Here is an 18,664-nt window from a genome sequence, read left to right as displayed (position 1 = left end):
CTCGTTTGATTGTGAAGCAATTAAATTGGAGACAACCATGAACAAAATGAAAATAAGTATAGGTTCAGTAGCAGCGCTTCTGCTCTTTTGCCTGTGGTCAGCAAACGTCGTCGCTGATGAGCATGAGAGCAAAGAGAGCAAACAAGAAATGCTGGCAGAAATGTGGATTATGGTGCCAAAAGCGGGAAAAATGGAGGAACTTGAGCAGGCGATGCGTGAACACGTCAAGTTCAGACGATCTAAAGAGGATCCCCGTGAGTGGTATTTTTACACCCCTGTTTTCGGTCATAAGCTTGATCGTATCGGGGTCAGAGCCGGCGGGTTTACCTGGAAAGATATGGACAGTTATCGTGACTGGGCAATGAAAGAAGGGATTACTGATCACTGGCAGAAAACGGCAGACCAATATGTCGATCATTATCATCACTACCTGTCAATCGAAGATGATGAGAACAGCCACTGGGGCCCCGGCGTAGAATTCAACTATGTTGGCGTGACTACATACACTCCAAAAGCAGGACATCGCCGTGCCATTAAAGAAGACATGAAAAAAATGGCCGATGCAGCCAAAGCACAGGACTGGCCTTATAACTGGGGCTTTTCTCACTCAGTCGCCGGACGCGGAGAGCTCACGCTGGCCGTTCCCTATAAAGACTGGAGTGCCATGGCCCCTCCGGAACAAGAGTTTGCCGAGCTTTTATCCGAGCACATGGGCAATGAAGAAGATGCCATGGCGCTGCTGGAAAGCTGGGGAAGCCATTTCGAGGAAATCAGTTATAACGTCTGGGCGCTTCGCCGCGACCTGATGGAATAATGACACTGCCGTGCCCTTCCGAAGGCGAAGGGCACGCTTTTCTTCTTTGCTGTAAATGCTATCCATTACCCCTGGCGCTTTTTTCATCGCGTCTTTTTCTGCGGCCTTTCACAGGACTCGTCATCTCCTGACAAGGATATCTGCAATGATTTAAACGACGCTGACACTTTAGCGTAATGACAATCCATGCCTGCCTAAAACGAACCAATCAATCACATTACAAGTAATTAATATGCATAATACATCAATAATAAGGCTGTAATGAGTCAGGAAAGAATCATGGATTTGCTGGATAAGCTGGTTGACGATACAAAAGATGAGGTTACCGTCAATGATGTAGTTGCGATTTTTCAGGAGCGTGGTTTTGGTCCTCTTATCCTGATTCCTGCGCTCATTGCCCTGCTGCCCACCGGCGCCATTCCCGGTGTCCCCTCCATTTGCGGTATAACCCTTTTTCTGATTTGTATTCAGATTGCCAGCGGACGGGATCATCCGTGGCTGCCTTCGGGTTTAAAGAACCGTTCTATCTCCCATGACAAACTGGAAAAAGCGACAGACAAGGCCCGCCCTTACATTGAGCAAATCGAATCCTGGTTTACGCCACGCTTCACGCAATTGGCGCAGGCACCGGCAAAAAACTTTATCGCTTTTTACAGCGGTGTCGTGGCGTTGTGCATGATTCCACTGGAGGCTATGCCACTGGCAGCAGCGCTGCCCGCGTTTGCGTTATGCGTAACGGCTATCGGCATTACCAACCGTGATGGACTGGTGGTGACAATTGGTTTAATACTGCAGTCCGGTACCGGCTACCTGCTTTATAAAGCCATTGGTATGATGCAGGATTAACGCAGTCTTAAATACGCCGGCGTTTCGTAATAGTGATCCGAATCGCCGTCTTTGAGCGCGTTCAGCTTGGCTTTTTTGTTGTCCCGCACCTCTCGAGTATAACCAAACACCTGTACGTGGGCATTATCTATTATTGTGCCGGCGGCTTGCTTATCCAGCACTTCCAGCATCTGACCGGCGTGAATAACGCCCTCCAGTCGCGACATTCTGATTTTGTCTTCATTACCCGCCTTTTTAGCACAATAAACGGCTAACAACTCTTTCTGGCAATAATCCATAAAAGCATTTTTATCCATTTCCCCTATTCCTTTTAAGGCTGTACAACAGTTAAATGCGGCCACCGGGATAGCCAGTCTTTCTTTGCCACTCGCTGAGTAAATACTGCCGGGCGGGGAAACTCAGGATTAATCCGGATTTCTCCTTTCCAGTTTTCACGCAGTCCGTAAGGGGCAAACCACCTCAACTGATCACCGCAAAGCTTAACGCCCACGCAGGTTGGCAGCTCCACCCAGCGCCTGATGCCGTCGCTGGTATCCTGGTATGCTACATCGTTATGACAAGTGTGCATGCGCGCCTGATTGCGTACTTCCCAGTTTGCAGCCGGATACATGGCTGCCAGGCGTTGTTCATAGTCCTGTTCAGTCGCGCGGGACGTATCCGCTTTATCAAAATAAACAACATCAATGTCATTAAGCGGGCTCGCCACACTGTACTGATGTAATGCATCCCAAATCATATTTCTGATAAATCCTGCGCCAATCATAGCGTCAGGCAGCTCCAGTGAAGCCACTGCCCGCAAACAGGCCATTCTGAATATGTCCTGTCTGAGCGTCTGTTCTGACATTAACAGCGCATCTTGTTCTGGTAACACAGGCATCAGGCTTTGGACTCCCGGGCAGCACGGCACAGTATTTCCCATTCATTTTCATTAACCGGCATCACAGACAGGCGACTGCCTTTTTTGACTAATGCCAGCGTGGTAATCTGAGGCATCGACTTTATTTGCTTCAGGGAAAGCATCCGCGCAAACTTTTCCTTAAACGTCACATCAACACAAAACCATCTGGGATTTTCGGGGGTGGACTTGGGATCGAAGTAAGCCGATTCCGGATTGAACTGTGTCGAATCCGCGTAGCCACTGCGGGATATGGTTGCGATACCCGCAATACCCACTGTTTTACAACTGGAATGATAGATAAAAACGCTATCGCCTTCCGTTACATCATCACGTAAAAAGTTACGGGCCTGATAGTTTCTTACCCCATCCCACGGTTCGGTTTGATTCGAACGGTTACTGAGATCATCAATGGAAAATGTATCGGGTTCTGTTTTAAATAACCAGTAAGCCATAAAACGACATATTGCTGTTAAAAATCAGACAATAACATACTGTGCCCTGGCAGCGCCGCATTAAACTTACGCGTTTAATGCCAACTTCCTTGTAAGATTCGTGAATGTCAGTGAGGCTGGTGGTACAATGCCGGCCGTTTTTTATTCAGTTGTGTTTTTTTATGCAAGCCACCATCAAAGCTGACCGCGGTCTTTTTTCCTATCCAAAATACTGGCCTCATTGTCTGGGCACTGCCCCGTTCCTGCCCATGTCCCGGGCTGAAATGGATGAACTGGGCTGGGACAGTTGCGATGTTATTCTGGTTACCGGCGATGCCTATGTTGACCATCCCAGCTTCGGCATGGCGGTGATTGGTCGTGTGCTAGAAGCCCATGGATTTCGGGTGGGTATCATTGCGCAGCCAGACTGGACCAGCAAAGACGATTTTATGAAGCTGGGAAAGCCCAACCTGTATTTTGGTGTGACTGCCGGCAATATGGATTCGATGATAAACCGGTATACGGCAGATAAAAAGCTACGCCATGATGATGCGTACACGCCGGGTAACGTTGGTGGCAAACGGCCGGATCGTGCTGTTACGGTGTATTCTCAGCGCTGTCGCGAAGCATTTAAAGGCGTGCCGGTGATTGTGGGTGGAATCGAGGCAAGCCTGCGCCGCATCGCGCACTATGATTACTGGTCTGAAAAAGTGCGCCGCTCAGTACTCTTTGACAGTAAGGCTGATATGCTGTTTTTTGGTAACGCAGAACGCCCGCTGGTTGAAGTCACGCATCGTTTAGCCGCCGGTGAGAACATCGCCGATCTGACCAATATTCGGGGCACCGCCATTATTGTGAAACAGGCGTTACCCGAATGGCAGGGCGTTGACTCCACCTCACTGGATAAACCCGGAAAAATTGATCCTATCTCCAGCCCTTATCAGATGGAGCCGGAATGTGATAAAGCAGATAACGCTGATAGCGTTAAGGATGCCAGCGCTGCACAACCCATTGTGGTGCAGCCAGCCACACGCAGAAAACCGTGGGAAAATGTTTACGTCAAACTGCCTGCCTTTGAGACGGTGCGTGAAAATAAGGTATTGTATGCGCATGCCTCACGTATTTTGCATCAGGAAGTTAACCCTGGTTGCGCCAGAGCGTTGATGCAGCGTCACGGTGACAGACACATCTGGATAAACCCGCCAGCCATGCCGCTGGAAACGGACGAAATGGATGCGGTGTTTGATTTGCCTTACCAGCGTGTCCCCCACCCTGTTTATGGTGATGCCAAAATTCCTGCCTACGACATGATTCGTTTTAGCATCAATATTATGCGTGGCTGCTATGGAGGTTGTACCTTCTGTTCGATTACCGAACACGAGGGCCGGATTATTCAGAGTCGCTCCGAAGATTCCATTATCCGGGAGATTGAAACTATCCGGGACACTGTGCCTGGTTTTACCGGCGTAATATCTGATTTAGGCGGGCCGACGGCGAATATGTACCGTTTACGCTGCAAAAGCGCCAAAGCAGAGGCAACCTGTAAACGCCCTTCATGTGTGTATCCCAGTATTTGTGCGCATATGGATACTGACCATACGCCTACTATTAACTTGTACAAGCGTGCCCGCGAGCTTCCCGGCATCAAAAAGGTATTAATCGCCTCTGGTGTTCGGTATGACCTTGCAGTGGAAGACCCCCGCTATGTCAAAGAGCTGGCATTGCACCATACCGGCGGATACCTGAAGATTGCACCTGAGCATACCGAAGATGGCCCGCTGGATAAGATGATGAAACCGGGCATGGGCAGTTATTACCGGTTTAAAGAACTTTTTGATAAGTATTCTGAGGAAGCAGGTAAAAAGCAGTACCTTATTCCCTATTTTATTGCGTCGCACCCCGGTACCACAGATGACGATATGCTGGCGCTGGCGATCTGGCTTAAAGAGAACAAATTTAAGCTGGACCAGGTGCAGAACTTCTATCCGTCACCCATGGCAACAGCAACAACCATGTATCACACAGAAGTAAACAGTCTGCGCAAGGTCAAAAAAGACAGTGAGCATGTGCCCTCAGCGAAAGGTGAGATTCACCGCCGGCTGCACAAAGCAATGCTTCGTTACCACGATCCGAAAAACTTTGCGCAGATCCGCGCTGCTCTTACAAAAATGGGACGTGAAGATTTGATTGGTCGCGGGCCACAACATCTCGTGCCGCCGGAGTCCCGGGACGAAAAGCGTGCCAAGGCACCAAAAGCGCGTCGTGGTGAGCGCGCACTGTCAAAGCATACCGGCTTACCGCCCAAAGGGTTTCGCGATAAAAAGCGTGGCAAGCCAAAACCGGCCCAGCGACAAAAATAAGCGTTAACATGCCAATGGTTTTACAGGGGCGTCCAGGGGGCGCCCTTTTTTGTTTCTTACGAACATTATCATTAATACGTATTAATCAAACGCTGTTTGGGTATATGATTGTCTTTTAGGGATACTGCGATTAAGGATAATCATTATGAAATTAGTAGTATTGTTGTTGCTGGTAACGGGCCTGTTTAGCTGCACCTCTATACCATTAAGCACAATGGCAAGGTTTGCTACCGCTGATGAGTCAGACTTTGTGTTGCTCAACCCTGAGGTCATCAGAGCCAGAGTCATTTTAGACCAACCGTTGGAACCCAACCATGAGAACATTGCGTTAAAGATGGAGGTGGATGACGGCCAACATGTCCGGATCCTCGACTTTCCACTCATCCTTGAATCTCACACGCAACGCGCCGCAGAAAGCGGCCTGTTTTCAAGCCAGCCGGCTAAAAATGCGTTCACCTATAGAATGACAGCAGGTGCTGCCGAGAACTTCAAAACGCTACAGGCGTCATATTCTCCTGATGATAAAAGCAAATATACATTTCAGATTTCTGCCGGTATCAAGCAACAACCTGAAGCGCTGGAAACCCTGACCCTGTCATTAGAATTGAAGCTGGATAACCAGGAAGGTTTCATCACCATGCTTGATAACGCTACTTTTGATGTTAATCAGTAAGCGCGTCTTTAGCTTTAGCGCACCGGAAACCTTTTTCGGTTCTGTTGCGCGCCATCTCGCTATTCGCTGCCGCTGAACCAGCTTCCACAACGATGCAGCCAGTATTTAATGTCGTGCGTTTCCTGCTCGCTCAGAAGCATCCGGTAACCCACTTTCGGGATTGCCTCAATTTGCCAGCACCGCTCGCCCGGTAGCGATTTAAGTTCTTTTCTAAGCCGACATATCAAGTGATTTATCATGTCTTCACTCACAATGTTGTGTCGCCAGATGACGTCCCGCATTTGCTTACGGGTAACAATGTGATTGTCCTGCGTCAGAAAGAGCTCAAGTAAATGGGCGCATTGAGGAGAAAGAACGCGGCTGGCGCCTTGTCCGTTACTGACAGTCCGTGTCGTATGATCATACTTCAGGGAGGTGGGATGCATACTCATGATGGTCCCCTGTCAGATACCTATTAAATTTTAGCACATTATCGTTTTATCAGATGAAATTTTACGCTTTCCATGACGGCTAAATGAATAACATTATGAATAATGGTGCGTTTACTATGACAGTAAATTTTCAGTGTATTGTCAGGGTGAAAGTTAGCAGCGCCAGTTACATTTAGAGGGTCTGCGCGGCAGTATCGCCAGTAAACGTTAACAATCACCAATAAACGAAAGGAAAAGATCATGAGCAGAAGCAACATCGTTTCTGTCGGCCTCTGTGTGCTATCACTAGGTGCAATATCAGGTACTGCAATGGCCGAAGACTATCCCAAACATCTTGAGCAGGATTTGATTTCAGTCTGTCAGCATGCTGCAGGAAATGACCGCATGAACATGCATCAGTCTGTTCAGCAAATAACGCTTGGCAGAAAGCATACCGGCCCGACCTACAGAATGTTAGGCGAAGGCCTGCGTTGCAATGGTATGAATCTGGCTGCCTTTGCTGATTATTATGGTGCCACAGATACCTATCAGATACTGAAACGCTACAGCATTGATACCCGAATCGAGATCAGAGATATTCAGGTGAGCAGATTACCACCTGAACACATTCAGGTCAGCTTTGTATCACCTGAATAATTTCATCGTTGTATCCTCAGTCAAAAAGCGCTTTCGGGCGCTTTTTTATTGATATCAACCTATTTTGTCTTCCGCGCTCTGATATAAAAAAAGCGGCACGTATGCCGCTTTACAGTCATCGCTAATCGCAGTTAATTATTATCTTTGTTAAACAGCCCTTTTAATTTCTCTTCAGCTTTTTCTTTAAGCTTATCCGTTTCTTTTTTCAGCTCTTCACGGGCACGGTCTTTCAACTGCTCTCTTGCTTGTTCTTTTGCCTGTTTAATGGCGTTGTCTAATAATGCATCCATAATAGCAGCACCTACCTGATCGGCAGGTAAACCATCTGGCTGGCCGACTGGCCCGGCATTAAAAGTCGGCAGTTTTACTTCATAAGATTTTTTATCCACCTGCAACTCACCGGTTTCAACAGCCTCCAGATCCAGACGTAGTCGTGCATTGCTTATAGTCACGTTCTCAACAATGACACGAGGCATTTCTTCGTTACCGCTCTGTTCTTTCTGTTCACCTTTTGGCAGGTTGGCCTGAAGATTATTTTTCAATGTGAGCAGATTGCTCTGCGTTTGCGCGTTCATTTCATAAAGAATTTCAGGGGCATCGATGGTCACATTCTGGACCACATAAGGTTCAGATGAAATTCCGCCTAAATCGAAGGTCATCGTTCCCATACCCAGTGCGATCTCATCAGAAAAACCGTCAGGGTTACTTACTCTAAGCCCGGTGATGTCCATTTTGGCATCGCTGTAGCCGATATCCACGCCATCCACAGCCACTTCGGTCTGCATGTAACGGCTTCCCTGTTTCTCTATCTGTGAACGGATAAAATCACCGGCACCACTCATGACGTACCAGAGGGCACCGACGATGAGCAGAACAATAATTAGTAATACAGTTAACACCTTTTTCATTTTAATTCCCTTAGCTGATACTGATTTTAATCATGTAGTTACAGTACCCCTATTCAGATCAAATTGGTAGCACGTCATTTTTCGCACGCGCAACCCCGTGTCCGAAAAACAAAAAAGCGCTGTTGGTGCTACCTGTCTGGAACAGCAGATAGCACCAACAGCGCATTAATACCTGACTACCTCAGGGTAGCCGTTGTCCCTTCAGTAATAAGCGCCCGCTCAGGAGCGCTGTTTCATATCTTTTTCGCTGAAAAACAGCGAATATAGTACCGGTACCGCCACGAGTGTCAGCAGCGAGGCAAATGTCAGTCCGGCCATGATGGTCACTGCCATGCTGGCAAAAAATGCGTCCCAGAGCAGCGGCAACATACCAAGTACAGTCGTCAGTACTGCCAACATAACCGGGCGCACACGACTAATGCTGGCCCCAGTGATAGCCTCTTTGAGGTTATCTGCTGTTTTACGTCTGATATCTGCTTCATCAACCAGCACAATGGCATTTTTAATTAACATGCCGGACAGACTTAATAAGCCAAGCAATGCCGTAAAGCTAAATGGCAGACCAGTCAGAATAAGCCCGGCCGTCACCCCGCAAATAGACATCGGCACAATGATCCAGATAAGCGCAGCCTGTCTGAGTGCATTGAACAGCAAGATAGTAATGACGATCATCGCCAGGAAACTTAAGGGCAGTTTTGAGCCCAAACCGGCCTGGGCTTCTTTGGAGCTTTCGTATTCTCCTCCCCATTCCAGTGTGTATCCCGAGGGTAGCGACATTGCCTCAATCTGTTTAACCACTGTGGCTCGCGCGGTCGCTGCAGTAAGATTACCGACAGGCTCGGCCTGTACAGTCAGCGTGCGAACCCGGTTTCTACGATGAATGATGCCGTTTTCTGAATGTGCTTCAAAATCCTTTACCACCTGCGTCACAGGTATAAAATTCTGCTCGGTCTCACTGTAAATCAACCGGTCTTCAAGCCACGACATACTTCGTCTTTCCTCGGCAGGCGGACGAATCACCACTGGGATCTGACGATCTTCCTCGCGATAAATCCCTACCCGCTTGCCGACAGTGGCGAATTCCAGAGAGTCAGCAATGTCCGTACGGGATAATCCTGCAATCCTTGCCTGCTGCTCATCAATGACCGGTCTGACAATGACCTCACGCTGACGCCAGTTTTGTCGAATATCTGTAAGGCTATCAGAGCCGTACATGATTGCTTGCGCCTGTTCTCCCAACGCACGCAGTACTTCAGGGTCGCTGCCCATAAAGCGTGCCTCGATTTTGGCGCCTGTCGCCGGCCCAAAGAACAATCGTCGGGTGTAGATCTGGGCCTGAGGATGGGTACGCCCCGCCTGTTCGCGTATTGTTTTCATGATGGCAGGGATCTGTTCACGCTGCTGCGTTCTGATGATGAACTGACCATATGCAGGGTTAGGTAATTCCGGCGCATAGGTCAGCATAAACCGACTTGCTCCCATGCCAATCAGGCTGGTTACATTGACCACGCCTTCCTGCGCCATAATGGTCGATTCAATTTCTTTCATATCTTCTTCGGTAGCGCGGATATCGCTACCTTGCGGCAGATAATAATCTACGTAAAAGATAGGCGTGTTGGAGGGAGGGAAAAAGGATTGTTTCACCCAGCCAAATCCAACAACAGCAGCACTGGTGGTAACAAACAATACCAATAGTGTCAGGCGACGGTGGCGCAGCGCTGTATTGAGCAACTTTTTATAGGCATTAAAACCGCGACTGTTATAAATATCCTCATCCGACTGGCCGGTTTCAGCCTTGAACAGATAATGGCCCAATAGCGGTGTAACGGTCACAGCCAGTATCCAGCTCAGTAACAGTGAAATAAGAATGACCGCGAACAGCGAGAACATGAAGTCCCCCGTAGTGTCCTGCGACAACCCGATGCCGGCAAACGCCAGTATCCCTATAACCGTTGCGGCAAGCAGTGGAAACTGTGTTTGTTGGGCGGCTTCCTCAGCCGCATCAATGGAGCTTTTTCCCTGCTGTCGGTTAAGCAGCATAGATTCACCGATGACAATAGCATTATCAACCAGCATCCCCATGGCTATAATTAAGGCACCTAATGAGATCCTTTCCATCTGTATGGAAAAGATCCACATGAAAAGCACAGTACCCAATACCGTTAACAGCAATGTACCACCAACCACCACGCCGACGCGCCATCCCATGACCATTAACAATACCGCAACAACAATGGTGACCGATGCAGCCAGATTGATTAGAAAGTCTTCAATCGCCTGATCAACGACAATATGTTGCTCGTACACAGGCAGGATTTCCACACCCAGGGGCAGCTTTTCCCGAAGTGAATCAAGATGGGTATCAACACGTTGTCCGATATCAACAATATTTTTGTCGCTACGTCCTGCAATGGCCAGGGTAAAGGCGGTTTCACCGTTATGGCGAACCAGCTGGCGGGGCTGCTCTGTCTCATCGCGATAAACATTGGCAATATCACCAATATGCAATTGCTCAGTAGTGCCGGGAATGCCAAATTTAAGATTACGAATGGTTTCTGCAGAGTCGTCACTGGGCGGAATGACCAAGCGAATACGCCTGTCTTCAACACGCACACTGCCTGAATCAGCGATGGCACTTTCCGTCTGGAAGACACCGGCAATTTGGTTCAGTGAAATTCCCAGACTGGCCAGCTTTTCCTGTGTGACCTCAACATAAATCGTTTCTTCTGGCACACCGGCAAGCTGAGCTCGGGTCACTCCCGGCACAGTAAGCACTTCACGACGCAGCTTTGATGACAGCTCTCGCTTCTGGCGGTTGGTAAAACCTTCGGCTGTTACCGCATAAAACATCCCATATACGTCACCAAAATCGTCGTTTACCACAGGCTTGGCAGCGCCCTGGGGCAACGTCATGGTTGCAGCTTCAACTTTGCGTCGCAACTCGTCCCACGCCTGTGGCAGCTGCTCACCACTAAAGTCATCCCGCAACTCAATGGTAATCTGAGACTGGCCCGGCAATGATCGTGAGGTAATATCGCCTAACTGGCTAAGTTGTTGTATACGCGACTCAAGCTGCTCGGTAACCTCTTCCTCTACCTCTTCAGCGGTGGCGCCCGGATAATTCGTCGTGATGATGGCTTGCTTAATCGCGAAAGCCGGATCTTCAAGCTTACCAATTTCCACCACGGCCACTATGCCGCCGATGAGAAAGGTGACCATCAACATCCAGATGATCAGTGGATTTTTGATCGAATAGGTCGCAATTTTCATAGCACCGGCTTCTCGCTGTCATACGGACGTACAGCCATATTATCCTGTAGCTGACGGATGCCTGCAGACACGATTTTCTGGCCTGCAGCGATACCGCCTTTCACCTGCGCCTGGTTGTCACGAATTACGCCAATCTTAACAGGGTGATAGCTGACCGATTGCGTTTCGTCATCATACAGCCATACCGCGAACTCTTCCTTTCCGGACGTATCCACAGCTTTTAACGGCACCCACCAGCTCTGCGCATCAGGTCGCTCAATTTCAATACGGGCAGTCAGCACCATGCCCGGTAGCAGTTCAACCCCCTTGATTCGTGGTAACTTGAAGGTAACACGATACGTCTGGGTGGCTTCGTTTACTTCAGTGCGGTGTTCAAGGTAACTAAGCGTCACCGGCTTCCCATTATTGCCGGTGACCTTCTGGCCGGCCTTGTTCTCAAGGTAAACCTGATAGTGCGGGCCTTCTTCTACCGCCATGCGCATCATTCTTTCAGGCACGTTCACGTGCACGCGCAAATAATTGATATTCTGTACCCGCAGTACCGGTTGGTTGGGTTGCACAAAAGAGTGCTTTTCCACCAGACGGTTAGTAATCAATGCATTGAACGGCGCATGCAGCTCCGTGTATTCGACATTTAACTGCGCATTCTCAACCGCTATCTGGGCATTTTCAAAATTTGTCTTAAGGCCATCATAATCTGAGTCGCTTATGTAGGATTCTTTTTTAAGCTCCTCACCACGCTGAAAATCAGACTCGGCCTTGCGCAATGATGATTCAGCCTGCCGCAATGCCAGTTCATAATCCTGTGGCTCCAACGCAGCCAGCAGCTCGCCTTCAGGAACAACAATGCCCTGCTTGTCCACCAGCTGATTAATACGTCCGGAGACCTGAAACGACAAATCAACCGTGCTTAACGCGTCCACCCGGGCCAGGAAACGCCGGGCGGTGACCTGCGTATCAGCGCCTACCTCATAAAGCTGCACCAGTGGCGCAGGCTCCTCTGCCTGCTGTGGCTCGTCGTTGGAACAGCCTGTGATAAACAATACTGAGGCAATTAGCCATAGGGGCATTGACAAAAAACTATTTCTCACGGGTATTTTCTCCTAGCGACTCAGCCATGGTGATCAATTTATGGCGGATTGACTTGCGTTCGTCCTCACTGAAGGGACTGACTGAAATAAGCTCCTGAAAACTTAGTCCATCGGCGGCCAGCCACAGTAGCAGGCTGTCAAAATAGCGGGACTCGTCCTGTTTTAACTCTTCAACAAACTCTTTAAAGCGCGCCTGAATCGGCGCCATCAGTGACTCGCCTTCTGTAGCGGCCACCAGCAGTATTCGGGCGTAGTCCAGATTGACATGGTCATGGATTTGTTCACGACTTTTCAGAACCCGGGTAATAGGCAGCAATGCGTCGTGCTCACTAACAATATCGTCTTCATAACAGCGGAACGTATCCATCATGTTGGCAAGAAGCGTCTCAAGCAGCGCTTCCTTATTTTTAAAGTGGTGCATGACACCGCCTTTACTCATGCCGCATTTATCCGCCACTTTATCCAGGGTGAGCACTTTAGGCCCCTGGTTTATGGCTATATCAATCGCAGCCTCGACAATTCGCTGCCTGGACGACTTTTTATCCCGATTTACGCTTTCACCGGACATAGACTCTCCGAAAAACAAACCAACTGGTCGGTTTTTAATTCATTTGCTCTGTGATGTCAATGAGTGGTGTAGGTATTGCGCTCGCTTTAACAGTTCATCGACAACAAAACCGGGTATTACAGGCATAAAAAAACCGGCCAGAACGGCCGGTTTTTGCTGTTAGATTATAGCTTACGCAACATCAGACATTTCTTCTTCAGTCTGGTGAGTGAGCAGGTATTCAAACGCTGCCAGCGACGCTTTTGCACCTTCACCCAGAGACACGACAATTTGCTTGTACGGCACGGTTGTCACATCACCTGCCGCAAAGATGCCTGGCTCAGATGTGTTGCATTTTTCGTCTACAATAATTTCACCATGCTGAGTCAAATCAAGCGTATCGGTCAGAAACTGACTGTTTGGTACCAAACCAATTTGTACGAACACACCCGACAGATGTTTGCGATGCGTTTCCTGCGTTTCTCTGTCCTGATAATCAATTGCCGCCACTTTTCCATTATCTGCAATGATTTCTTTGGTAGCAGCATTGCGAATGATAGTAACATTGTCACGCTTTTCAGCCTGATCAACCAATACTTTGTCAGCTTTGAGCTCCGGCATAAACTCAAACACAGTCACTGACTTAACAATACCCGCCAGATCAAGTGCCGCTTCAATCCCGGAGTTACCCCCGCCAATGACGGCAACATCCTTGCCCTTAAAGAACGGACCATCGCAGTGCGGACAATAAGCCACGCCATTACCAATATTTTCCTGCTCGCCGGGAATACCTAATTGTTTCCAGCGCGCTCCGGTTGCAATGATAATTGAGCGGGTCTGAATGGTTTCACCCGACGACAACGTAATTGTTTTTACATTACCTTTCTCAATTTTTTCTACACGTACATGTTCTTTAAGCGTGATGTCATAATCTTTCATGTGCTCTGCCAGATTACCCACAAGCTCAGGGCCCGTTGTTTTTGGCACAGAAATCAAGTTTTCAATTCCCATTGTATCTTTAACCTGGCCACCGAAGCGGTCTGCCACCATCGCTACCTTCAGGCCTTTCCGGGCACTGTATATTGCTGAGCTCACACCTGCAGGTCCACCGCCGATGACAGTAACGTCCTGCAATGGCAGGCTCTCGCCCTTGTTGGCATCTTTAAGTGAAGGATCCCGTTCAAGCAATTTGTCTATCAGTACCGCTGCATCAACTTTACCGTTGGCAAACAGTTCACCATTAAGATAAACCGACGGCACACCCTGGATATCCCTTTCTTCAACCACACTTTGATATAAACCGCCGTCAATCATTTCCGTTGTGATTTTAGGATTAAGCAACGCGAACTGATTCAATGCCTGAACCACATCCGGACAGTTATGGCAGCTCAAACTGATAAACACTTCAAAGTGCAACTCTTCTGACACACCTTTGACAATACTTTTCAGACTATCGTCTACTTTAAGCGCAGAACCGCCTGAAGCATGTAGCATTGCCAGAACCAAAGAATTAAATTCATGGCCTGCGGGAATTCCCGAAAAGCGAATACCGGTGTCGTTTCCGTCTGCCTCTAAAAGAAAGCTTAGCGAGCTACGCAAAACGCCATCGGTATCTCGCTCTTCAAACTTTATATTGTCGCTTACGCTGGCAATATCTGACAGAAACGTCACGAGTTCGTCACGCTTGCTGTGTTCGCCAGTCTGTAAAACGAACGTTACCTCTTTCTTCATAGACTCAGCATAGCCTTTCAGCGCTTGTAAAATTTCTTTAGTTAACACGTCGAATCTGCCTCTTATTGATGAGTGAAATACGATACGGGCCACAGGCCCGTATCATCGGCTCCGGATAGACTTAGATTTTGCCTACCAGGTCCAGTGAAGGTGCCAGTGTCTCTTCACCTTCTTTCCATTTTGCGGGACATACTTCACCAGGATGCTCTGCAACGTATTGTGCCGCTTTAACCTTACGTACCAGGTCGTCAGCATCACGGCCAATGCCTTCTGCAGTGATTTCCATCGCCTGAACAATGCCATCCGGATCAACAACGAATGTTGCACGATCTGCCAGACCCATGTTTTCACGCATGCAATCAAAGTTGCGCGTAATCTCGCCCGTTGGGTCGCCGATCATCGCAAAATCGATTTTACCGATGGTTTCTGAAGACTGATGCCATGCCGCGTGTGTGAAGTGGGTATCTGTTGATACAGAGAAAACTTCTACGCCACGAGATTGCAACTCTTCATACTTGTCTGCGATATCGCCCAGTTCTGTAGGACATACAAATGTGAAGTCAGCCGGATAAAAAACAAATACGGCCCACTTGCCTTTAATGTCTTCGCTGCTTACTTCAACAAACTCGCCATTTTTAAATGCGTTTGCTTTGAAAGGTTTGATAGCAGTGTTAATCAATGCCATTGTTTATCTCCATCTGGTTAAAATAATTGTGTGCTTTTGCCTGAGGCAAAAATCACAGTGAGTACGGATTATTTGTGGGGTCGGTTTCGTTTATTGGAACCGCGCCCCGTCAACTGGTTGTTAGAATAGCGAAGCTGTTACTAGAATGATAATTGGTAATTTTGAACACTTTAATTAGGTTTTACGATTAATACCAAATATTTAATGCGGATTTATTGAACAACCGATAATACCAGAGTCTTCGCCTGTTGCAAGTGAGAGAACCCGATGACAACCCCTGAAACCTGTAGTGCAGAAAGAGCAGCATTTATCACAGAGCAGATTGTGCGAACAGATAGTAGCGCGCCTGATGCAATGATTACCAAACACAATAAGATGGCTGACAACCCGTTCGCCTTTTACCGGGGCAGTGCTCAGCTTTTTTATGCCGACCTGCAGGCCGGCAATATTCCTTTGCCCACATCATTTACCGAATTGCCGCTGACATGTGTCACGGGCGACTGTCACCTTTCTAATTTTGGTTTTATCACAGAGGAAGGCTCTCACGGCGATAATGTGATTTTTGCTCCCAACGACTTTGATGATGCGTGCGTGGGTCATGCCTGTTGGGATATCATCAGATATCTGTGCTCTCTGGTGCTGGCCGCAGATTATTGTCAGGGAGTTGCTTCCGGAAAATACCTGCATGAAAAGAACAACAGCGAAAAGCCAGCGATTACACAAGATGATGTCAGTAAGGCAATGTCCTTATTTTTGGAGCAGTATATTGCTACCTGCAAGGCATTACATACTGGCTTGTTGCTGCGGGATTCCGCTGTGGAATCGGTCCCCGAGGGTGCCAGGTTACATAAGGCGTTTTGTAAAGCCCAACGTCGTTCAGCGTTGGGAGAAGAATTTGTCACTAAAAGTGCATTAGCAAAAGCGGTATTTATGGCTGATGAGGGACTGCAGTTTATCCGTAATACGGATAAATTTTCACCCTTAGCAGCGCATCACTATAACGAGATTGCCACTGCATTCGCTCCTTATATGGATGATGAGATCATCGATATTGTGGTGCGTAATAATGCTGGCACCGGTTCAGTCAACCTTGAACGATTTTATTTTCTGGTGGGGCCGGCCAAACCCCATGATGAACGAAGCTTTTCCCGCTGTCATATTGTTGAAGTCAAACAGCAACGTGAAGCGGCTCCTTTGTATTACTTTCCTGACCTCTCAGCGATAAATCGCCTTAATCCTGCACACCTTACAGCCCGCTGCCAACGCAGAATGCAACGCAGGCCTGACTTATTACTGGACGAAGCTATCTGGCAGAATAAGCATTACCTGGTGCGTTCGCGTCACCACGCTCGAGTCAGTATTAAACCCGAAGATATCGGCTTGGGTAAAAAGAATGTTGCTGGTGGCTTTGATGACTTTGTGGCACTGTGCGGTAAAGCGCTGGCACTGGCGCATGCCAGGAGCGACCGTCGCTCTACCCGCTATGAAGAACAGGCGGTTAAGGTATTTACGCAAAACGGGCAGGCCCTTATCGACGGTGCTACACACTATGCCCATCAGGTCATCGCTGACCACAACTGGTTCGTAAACGCGCTGTTAAAGGGCTAAGGCAGCCATCAGACACCATGTCAACAGACACACTAGGCATCTGCCGGTGTGTCCAGACTCTCCTGGTTTATTTGCAGCAGACTGAAATATTGATTACGTTTTTGAACCTGACTGGCAGGAAGTGTGTCATTCGTCAGCGCGCGGGCGGCCCGATACATAGTGTCTACCTGCTCCTCATTAAGTGCATCTTTCTTAATTAACTGGGTAAGCACTTTGAGCAGACTCAGCGCGATTTGCCGGTTATCAGGCGACAGTTGCAACGCCTGACGCAGGTTATTGTAAGCGGGTGTGATGCGGTTTTCTTTATAATTGACCGCCGCCATCTCCTTTAACTCTTTCGTCGTAAAAACTGATATCACGACGCTCAATTTCTTCCTGCTTTAAGTATTCATCCACAACATGTGAAGAAAAGGTGTCACCTTCAATTTGCTGACGCAGCTTATCCAGTAACACCAGACAATGCTCTTTCATACCCAGCTCATGAAACGCTTTCATTTTGTCTAGGTTATCTTCCATCGACAGCCCGCTCAATTCAGGCTTTTTGGCCTTCATAATTGCTTCTGCATCCCGCTTTTGATTGCAAATGCAAAGCATGCGCGCTTTAATCACATCAAGCTGTTCTGCCAATTCGCGGCCAACCCCTTTTTTGCTATGAAGCTGCGTAATTTCATAGTCAGCGCGTTTTATTAGCTGATCGGCCTCTTCCTGATTAAGACTGGTCGCCAGATCTATCGTTGAGCGAATAACATTCAAAGACAGCTCCGGTGAGTCATGGATAGAATTTTTGGCAAATTTTGCCATATTCTGTACCGCTTTTAATTGTCCCTGCCGATCACGGTTCAGGCGCGCCAGATCCCACAAGCGCCGATTGCGCTCGATATTTCTGGGGGCCAGTCGGCTTGCCTGTTTTATCTTTTCATAGGCTTTGTCGTATGCTTCCTGTTCGAGATAAAACTGGGCCATCAAATCCAATATCTGAAATCGGGTATCGTCACGCTCCAGTAAATCTTCAACCAGCGCCTCACCAGCCTCAGCGTTTTTTTGTCTAAACAGACTTTTGGCCAGCCCGATATGTACCCATGCATGATCGTAGTGGTCCAGCATATTCAGATAATACTGTTCAGCCTGTTTAAATTCGCGCAATGCCATCAGGCAATCACCAATGATTCTTCGCAGTCTGGGATGAAACTCTTGCATGAGCGGATCGCTCATATGCCGCTCTGCATAGTAAATGGCTGCCGCATAGTCACGCTGGTAAAGGCAGTGCAACAATTTGTGCAGTTTATGCCGAATGGAAATCAGGTATTGCAGGCGGTTTTCTATACGCTTACGGTCTAAAGGCTTGACCCAGAAGTCATCGGGTTGCAGTTCAACTATACAATTGACCAGCTCGTGACTGGTTTCAGCACTCAGAAAAATAACCGTTGTTTTGTCGGTAATATGCTGATGATGCTTCAGCTCTTCAAACAAGTGAAACCCGTCTTTATCGTGACTGATATTAAAGGCAATCAGAACGAAGTCGAACTGCTGATTCTCACACTCTCTGAGTGCGTGGTAGGCATTCAATGCGCAGCTGACTTTTTTTATACCCACTTCTCTGAGCGCGTGAATAATCTGGTCGTGCACCAGACTCTGGTTATCAATGATTAACACCCGTAGATCGGCGTTTTCAATCGGTGGGGGAAATTTTTCCATCGCGCGGTTCACTTCACTGTGTTTCTTCTACGCTCACTAA

At 48.1% G+C, this 18,664-nt stretch carries 18 protein-coding genes; 6 read left to right on the top strand and 12 right to left on the bottom strand.

The window, feature by feature from the left end:
- Window positions 1–46 precede the first annotated feature (46 nt).
- Complete coding sequence (locus HHX48_RS00910; protein ID WP_191021764.1) at window positions 47–814, top strand: hypothetical protein; 768 nt, start codon at window positions 47–49, stop codon at window positions 812–814.
- Window positions 815–1,075: 261 nt separating this feature from the next.
- Complete coding sequence (locus HHX48_RS00905) at window positions 1,076–1,660, top strand: exopolysaccharide biosynthesis protein (protein ID WP_191021763.1); 585 nt, start codon at window positions 1,076–1,078, stop codon at window positions 1,658–1,660.
- Here the strand turns inward: HHX48_RS00905 and HHX48_RS00900 are convergent.
- The 3 genes from HHX48_RS00900 to HHX48_RS00890 are packed head-to-tail and all read right to left on the bottom strand — an operon-like array spanning window position 1,657 to window position 3,010.
- The gene (locus HHX48_RS00900) at window positions 1,657–1,956 is read right to left on the bottom strand and encodes a hypothetical protein (protein WP_191021762.1); all 300 of its coding nucleotides are present in this window, start codon (window positions 1,954–1,956) and stop codon (window positions 1,657–1,659) included. The two genes, HHX48_RS00905 and HHX48_RS00900, sit on opposite strands and share 4 nt — an antisense overlap.
- 14 nt (window positions 1,957–1,970) lie before the next feature.
- Entirely contained in the window at window positions 1,971–2,537 is a 567-nt protein-coding gene (locus tag HHX48_RS00895) for a nucleotidyltransferase family protein (protein WP_223857953.1), read from the bottom strand.
- Window positions 2,537–3,010 (bottom strand): EVE domain-containing protein, encoded by a 474-nt coding sequence (locus HHX48_RS00890; protein ID WP_191021761.1) that lies wholly within the window; start codon window positions 3,008–3,010, stop codon window positions 2,537–2,539. Before HHX48_RS00890 ends, HHX48_RS00895 begins: the two co-directional genes overlap by 1 nt.
- Window positions 3,011–3,171: 161 nt before the next feature.
- On the opposite strand from HHX48_RS00890, the gene HHX48_RS00885 reads away from it, so the two are divergent.
- Window positions 3,172–5,349: a YgiQ family radical SAM protein gene (locus HHX48_RS00885; protein ID WP_223857952.1), complete on the top strand. Its 2,178-nt coding sequence runs from the start codon at window positions 3,172–3,174 to the stop codon at window positions 5,347–5,349.
- A gap of 145 nt (window positions 5,350–5,494) precedes the next feature.
- Window positions 5,495–6,022 carry a hypothetical protein gene (locus HHX48_RS00880; protein WP_191021760.1) on the top strand — a complete coding sequence of 176 codons (528 nt, stop codon included), beginning with the start codon at window positions 5,495–5,497 and terminating at the stop codon, window positions 6,020–6,022.
- A 59-nt stretch (window positions 6,023–6,081) separates the two neighbouring features.
- Here HHX48_RS00880 and HHX48_RS00875 read toward each other — a convergent pair whose 3' ends face one another.
- The gene (locus HHX48_RS00875; RefSeq protein WP_191021759.1) at window positions 6,082–6,453 is read right to left on the bottom strand and encodes a winged helix-turn-helix domain-containing protein; all 372 of its coding nucleotides are present in this window, start codon (window positions 6,451–6,453) and stop codon (window positions 6,082–6,084) included.
- 240 nt (window positions 6,454–6,693) lie between these two features.
- Here HHX48_RS00875 and HHX48_RS00870 point away from each other — a divergent pair, with 240 nt between their 5' ends.
- A complete protein-coding gene (locus HHX48_RS00870) occupies window positions 6,694–7,089 on the top strand; it encodes a DUF3718 domain-containing protein (RefSeq protein WP_191021758.1) in 396 nt (131 codons plus the stop codon).
- Between the two features lie 131 nt (window positions 7,090–7,220).
- Here the strand turns inward: HHX48_RS00870 and HHX48_RS00865 are convergent, their stop codons facing one another.
- The 6 genes from HHX48_RS00865 to ahpC all read right to left on the bottom strand — a co-directional run bounded on the left by HHX48_RS00865 (window position 7,221) and on the right by ahpC (window position 15,315).
- Complete coding sequence (locus tag HHX48_RS00865; RefSeq protein ID WP_191021757.1) at window positions 7,221–7,997, bottom strand: DUF748 domain-containing protein; 777 nt, start codon at window positions 7,995–7,997, stop codon at window positions 7,221–7,223.
- 219 nt (window positions 7,998–8,216) lie between these two features.
- Window positions 8,217–11,267: an efflux RND transporter permease subunit gene (locus tag HHX48_RS00860; RefSeq protein WP_191021756.1), complete on the bottom strand. Its 3,051-nt coding sequence runs from the start codon at window positions 11,265–11,267 to the stop codon at window positions 8,217–8,219.
- On the bottom strand, window positions 11,264–12,358 hold the full coding sequence (locus HHX48_RS00855) for an efflux RND transporter periplasmic adaptor subunit (protein ID WP_191021755.1): 1,095 nt from the start codon (window positions 12,356–12,358) through the stop codon (window positions 11,264–11,266). The genes HHX48_RS00860 and HHX48_RS00855 overlap by 4 nt, the downstream gene beginning before the upstream one ends.
- The gene (locus tag HHX48_RS00850) at window positions 12,348–12,926 is read right to left on the bottom strand and encodes a TetR/AcrR family transcriptional regulator (RefSeq protein ID WP_191021754.1); all 579 of its coding nucleotides are present in this window, start codon (window positions 12,924–12,926) and stop codon (window positions 12,348–12,350) included. Before HHX48_RS00850 ends, HHX48_RS00855 begins: the two co-directional genes overlap by 11 nt.
- 171 nt (window positions 12,927–13,097) lie before the next feature.
- Window positions 13,098–14,684, bottom strand: coding sequence for an alkyl hydroperoxide reductase subunit F (gene ahpF, locus HHX48_RS00845; protein WP_191021753.1), 1,587 nt, complete (start codon window positions 14,682–14,684; stop codon window positions 13,098–13,100).
- A gap of 73 nt (window positions 14,685–14,757) precedes the next feature.
- Window positions 14,758–15,315 carry an alkyl hydroperoxide reductase subunit C gene (gene ahpC, locus HHX48_RS00840; protein WP_450098339.1) on the bottom strand — a complete coding sequence of 186 codons (558 nt, stop codon included), beginning with the start codon at window positions 15,313–15,315 and terminating at the stop codon, window positions 14,758–14,760.
- Between the two features lie 273 nt (window positions 15,316–15,588).
- Between ahpC and HHX48_RS00835 the strand changes: the two genes are divergently transcribed.
- Window positions 15,589–16,929 (top strand): DUF2252 family protein, encoded by a 1,341-nt coding sequence (locus tag HHX48_RS00835; protein WP_191021751.1) that lies wholly within the window; start codon window positions 15,589–15,591, stop codon window positions 16,927–16,929.
- Between the two features lie 32 nt (window positions 16,930–16,961).
- Here HHX48_RS00835 and HHX48_RS18620 read toward each other — a convergent pair whose 3' ends face one another.
- Together HHX48_RS18620 and HHX48_RS00830 are read right to left on the bottom strand one after the other, a co-directional pair.
- Window positions 16,962–17,252, bottom strand: a complete 291-nt coding sequence (locus HHX48_RS18620; RefSeq protein ID WP_223857951.1) for a hypothetical protein — start codon at window positions 17,250–17,252, stop codon at window positions 16,962–16,964.
- Entirely contained in the window at window positions 17,233–18,624 is a 1,392-nt protein-coding gene (locus tag HHX48_RS00830) for a response regulator (RefSeq protein ID WP_223857950.1), read from the bottom strand. The genes HHX48_RS18620 and HHX48_RS00830 overlap by 20 nt, the downstream gene beginning before the upstream one ends.
- Window positions 18,625–18,664 lie beyond the last annotated feature (40 nt).

Source organism: Salinimonas profundi (assembly GCF_014750655.1).
Lineage (GTDB): Bacteria > Pseudomonadota > Gammaproteobacteria > Enterobacterales > Alteromonadaceae > Alteromonas > Alteromonas profundi_A.
This window is presented reverse-complemented; position numbering and strand designations above follow the sequence as displayed.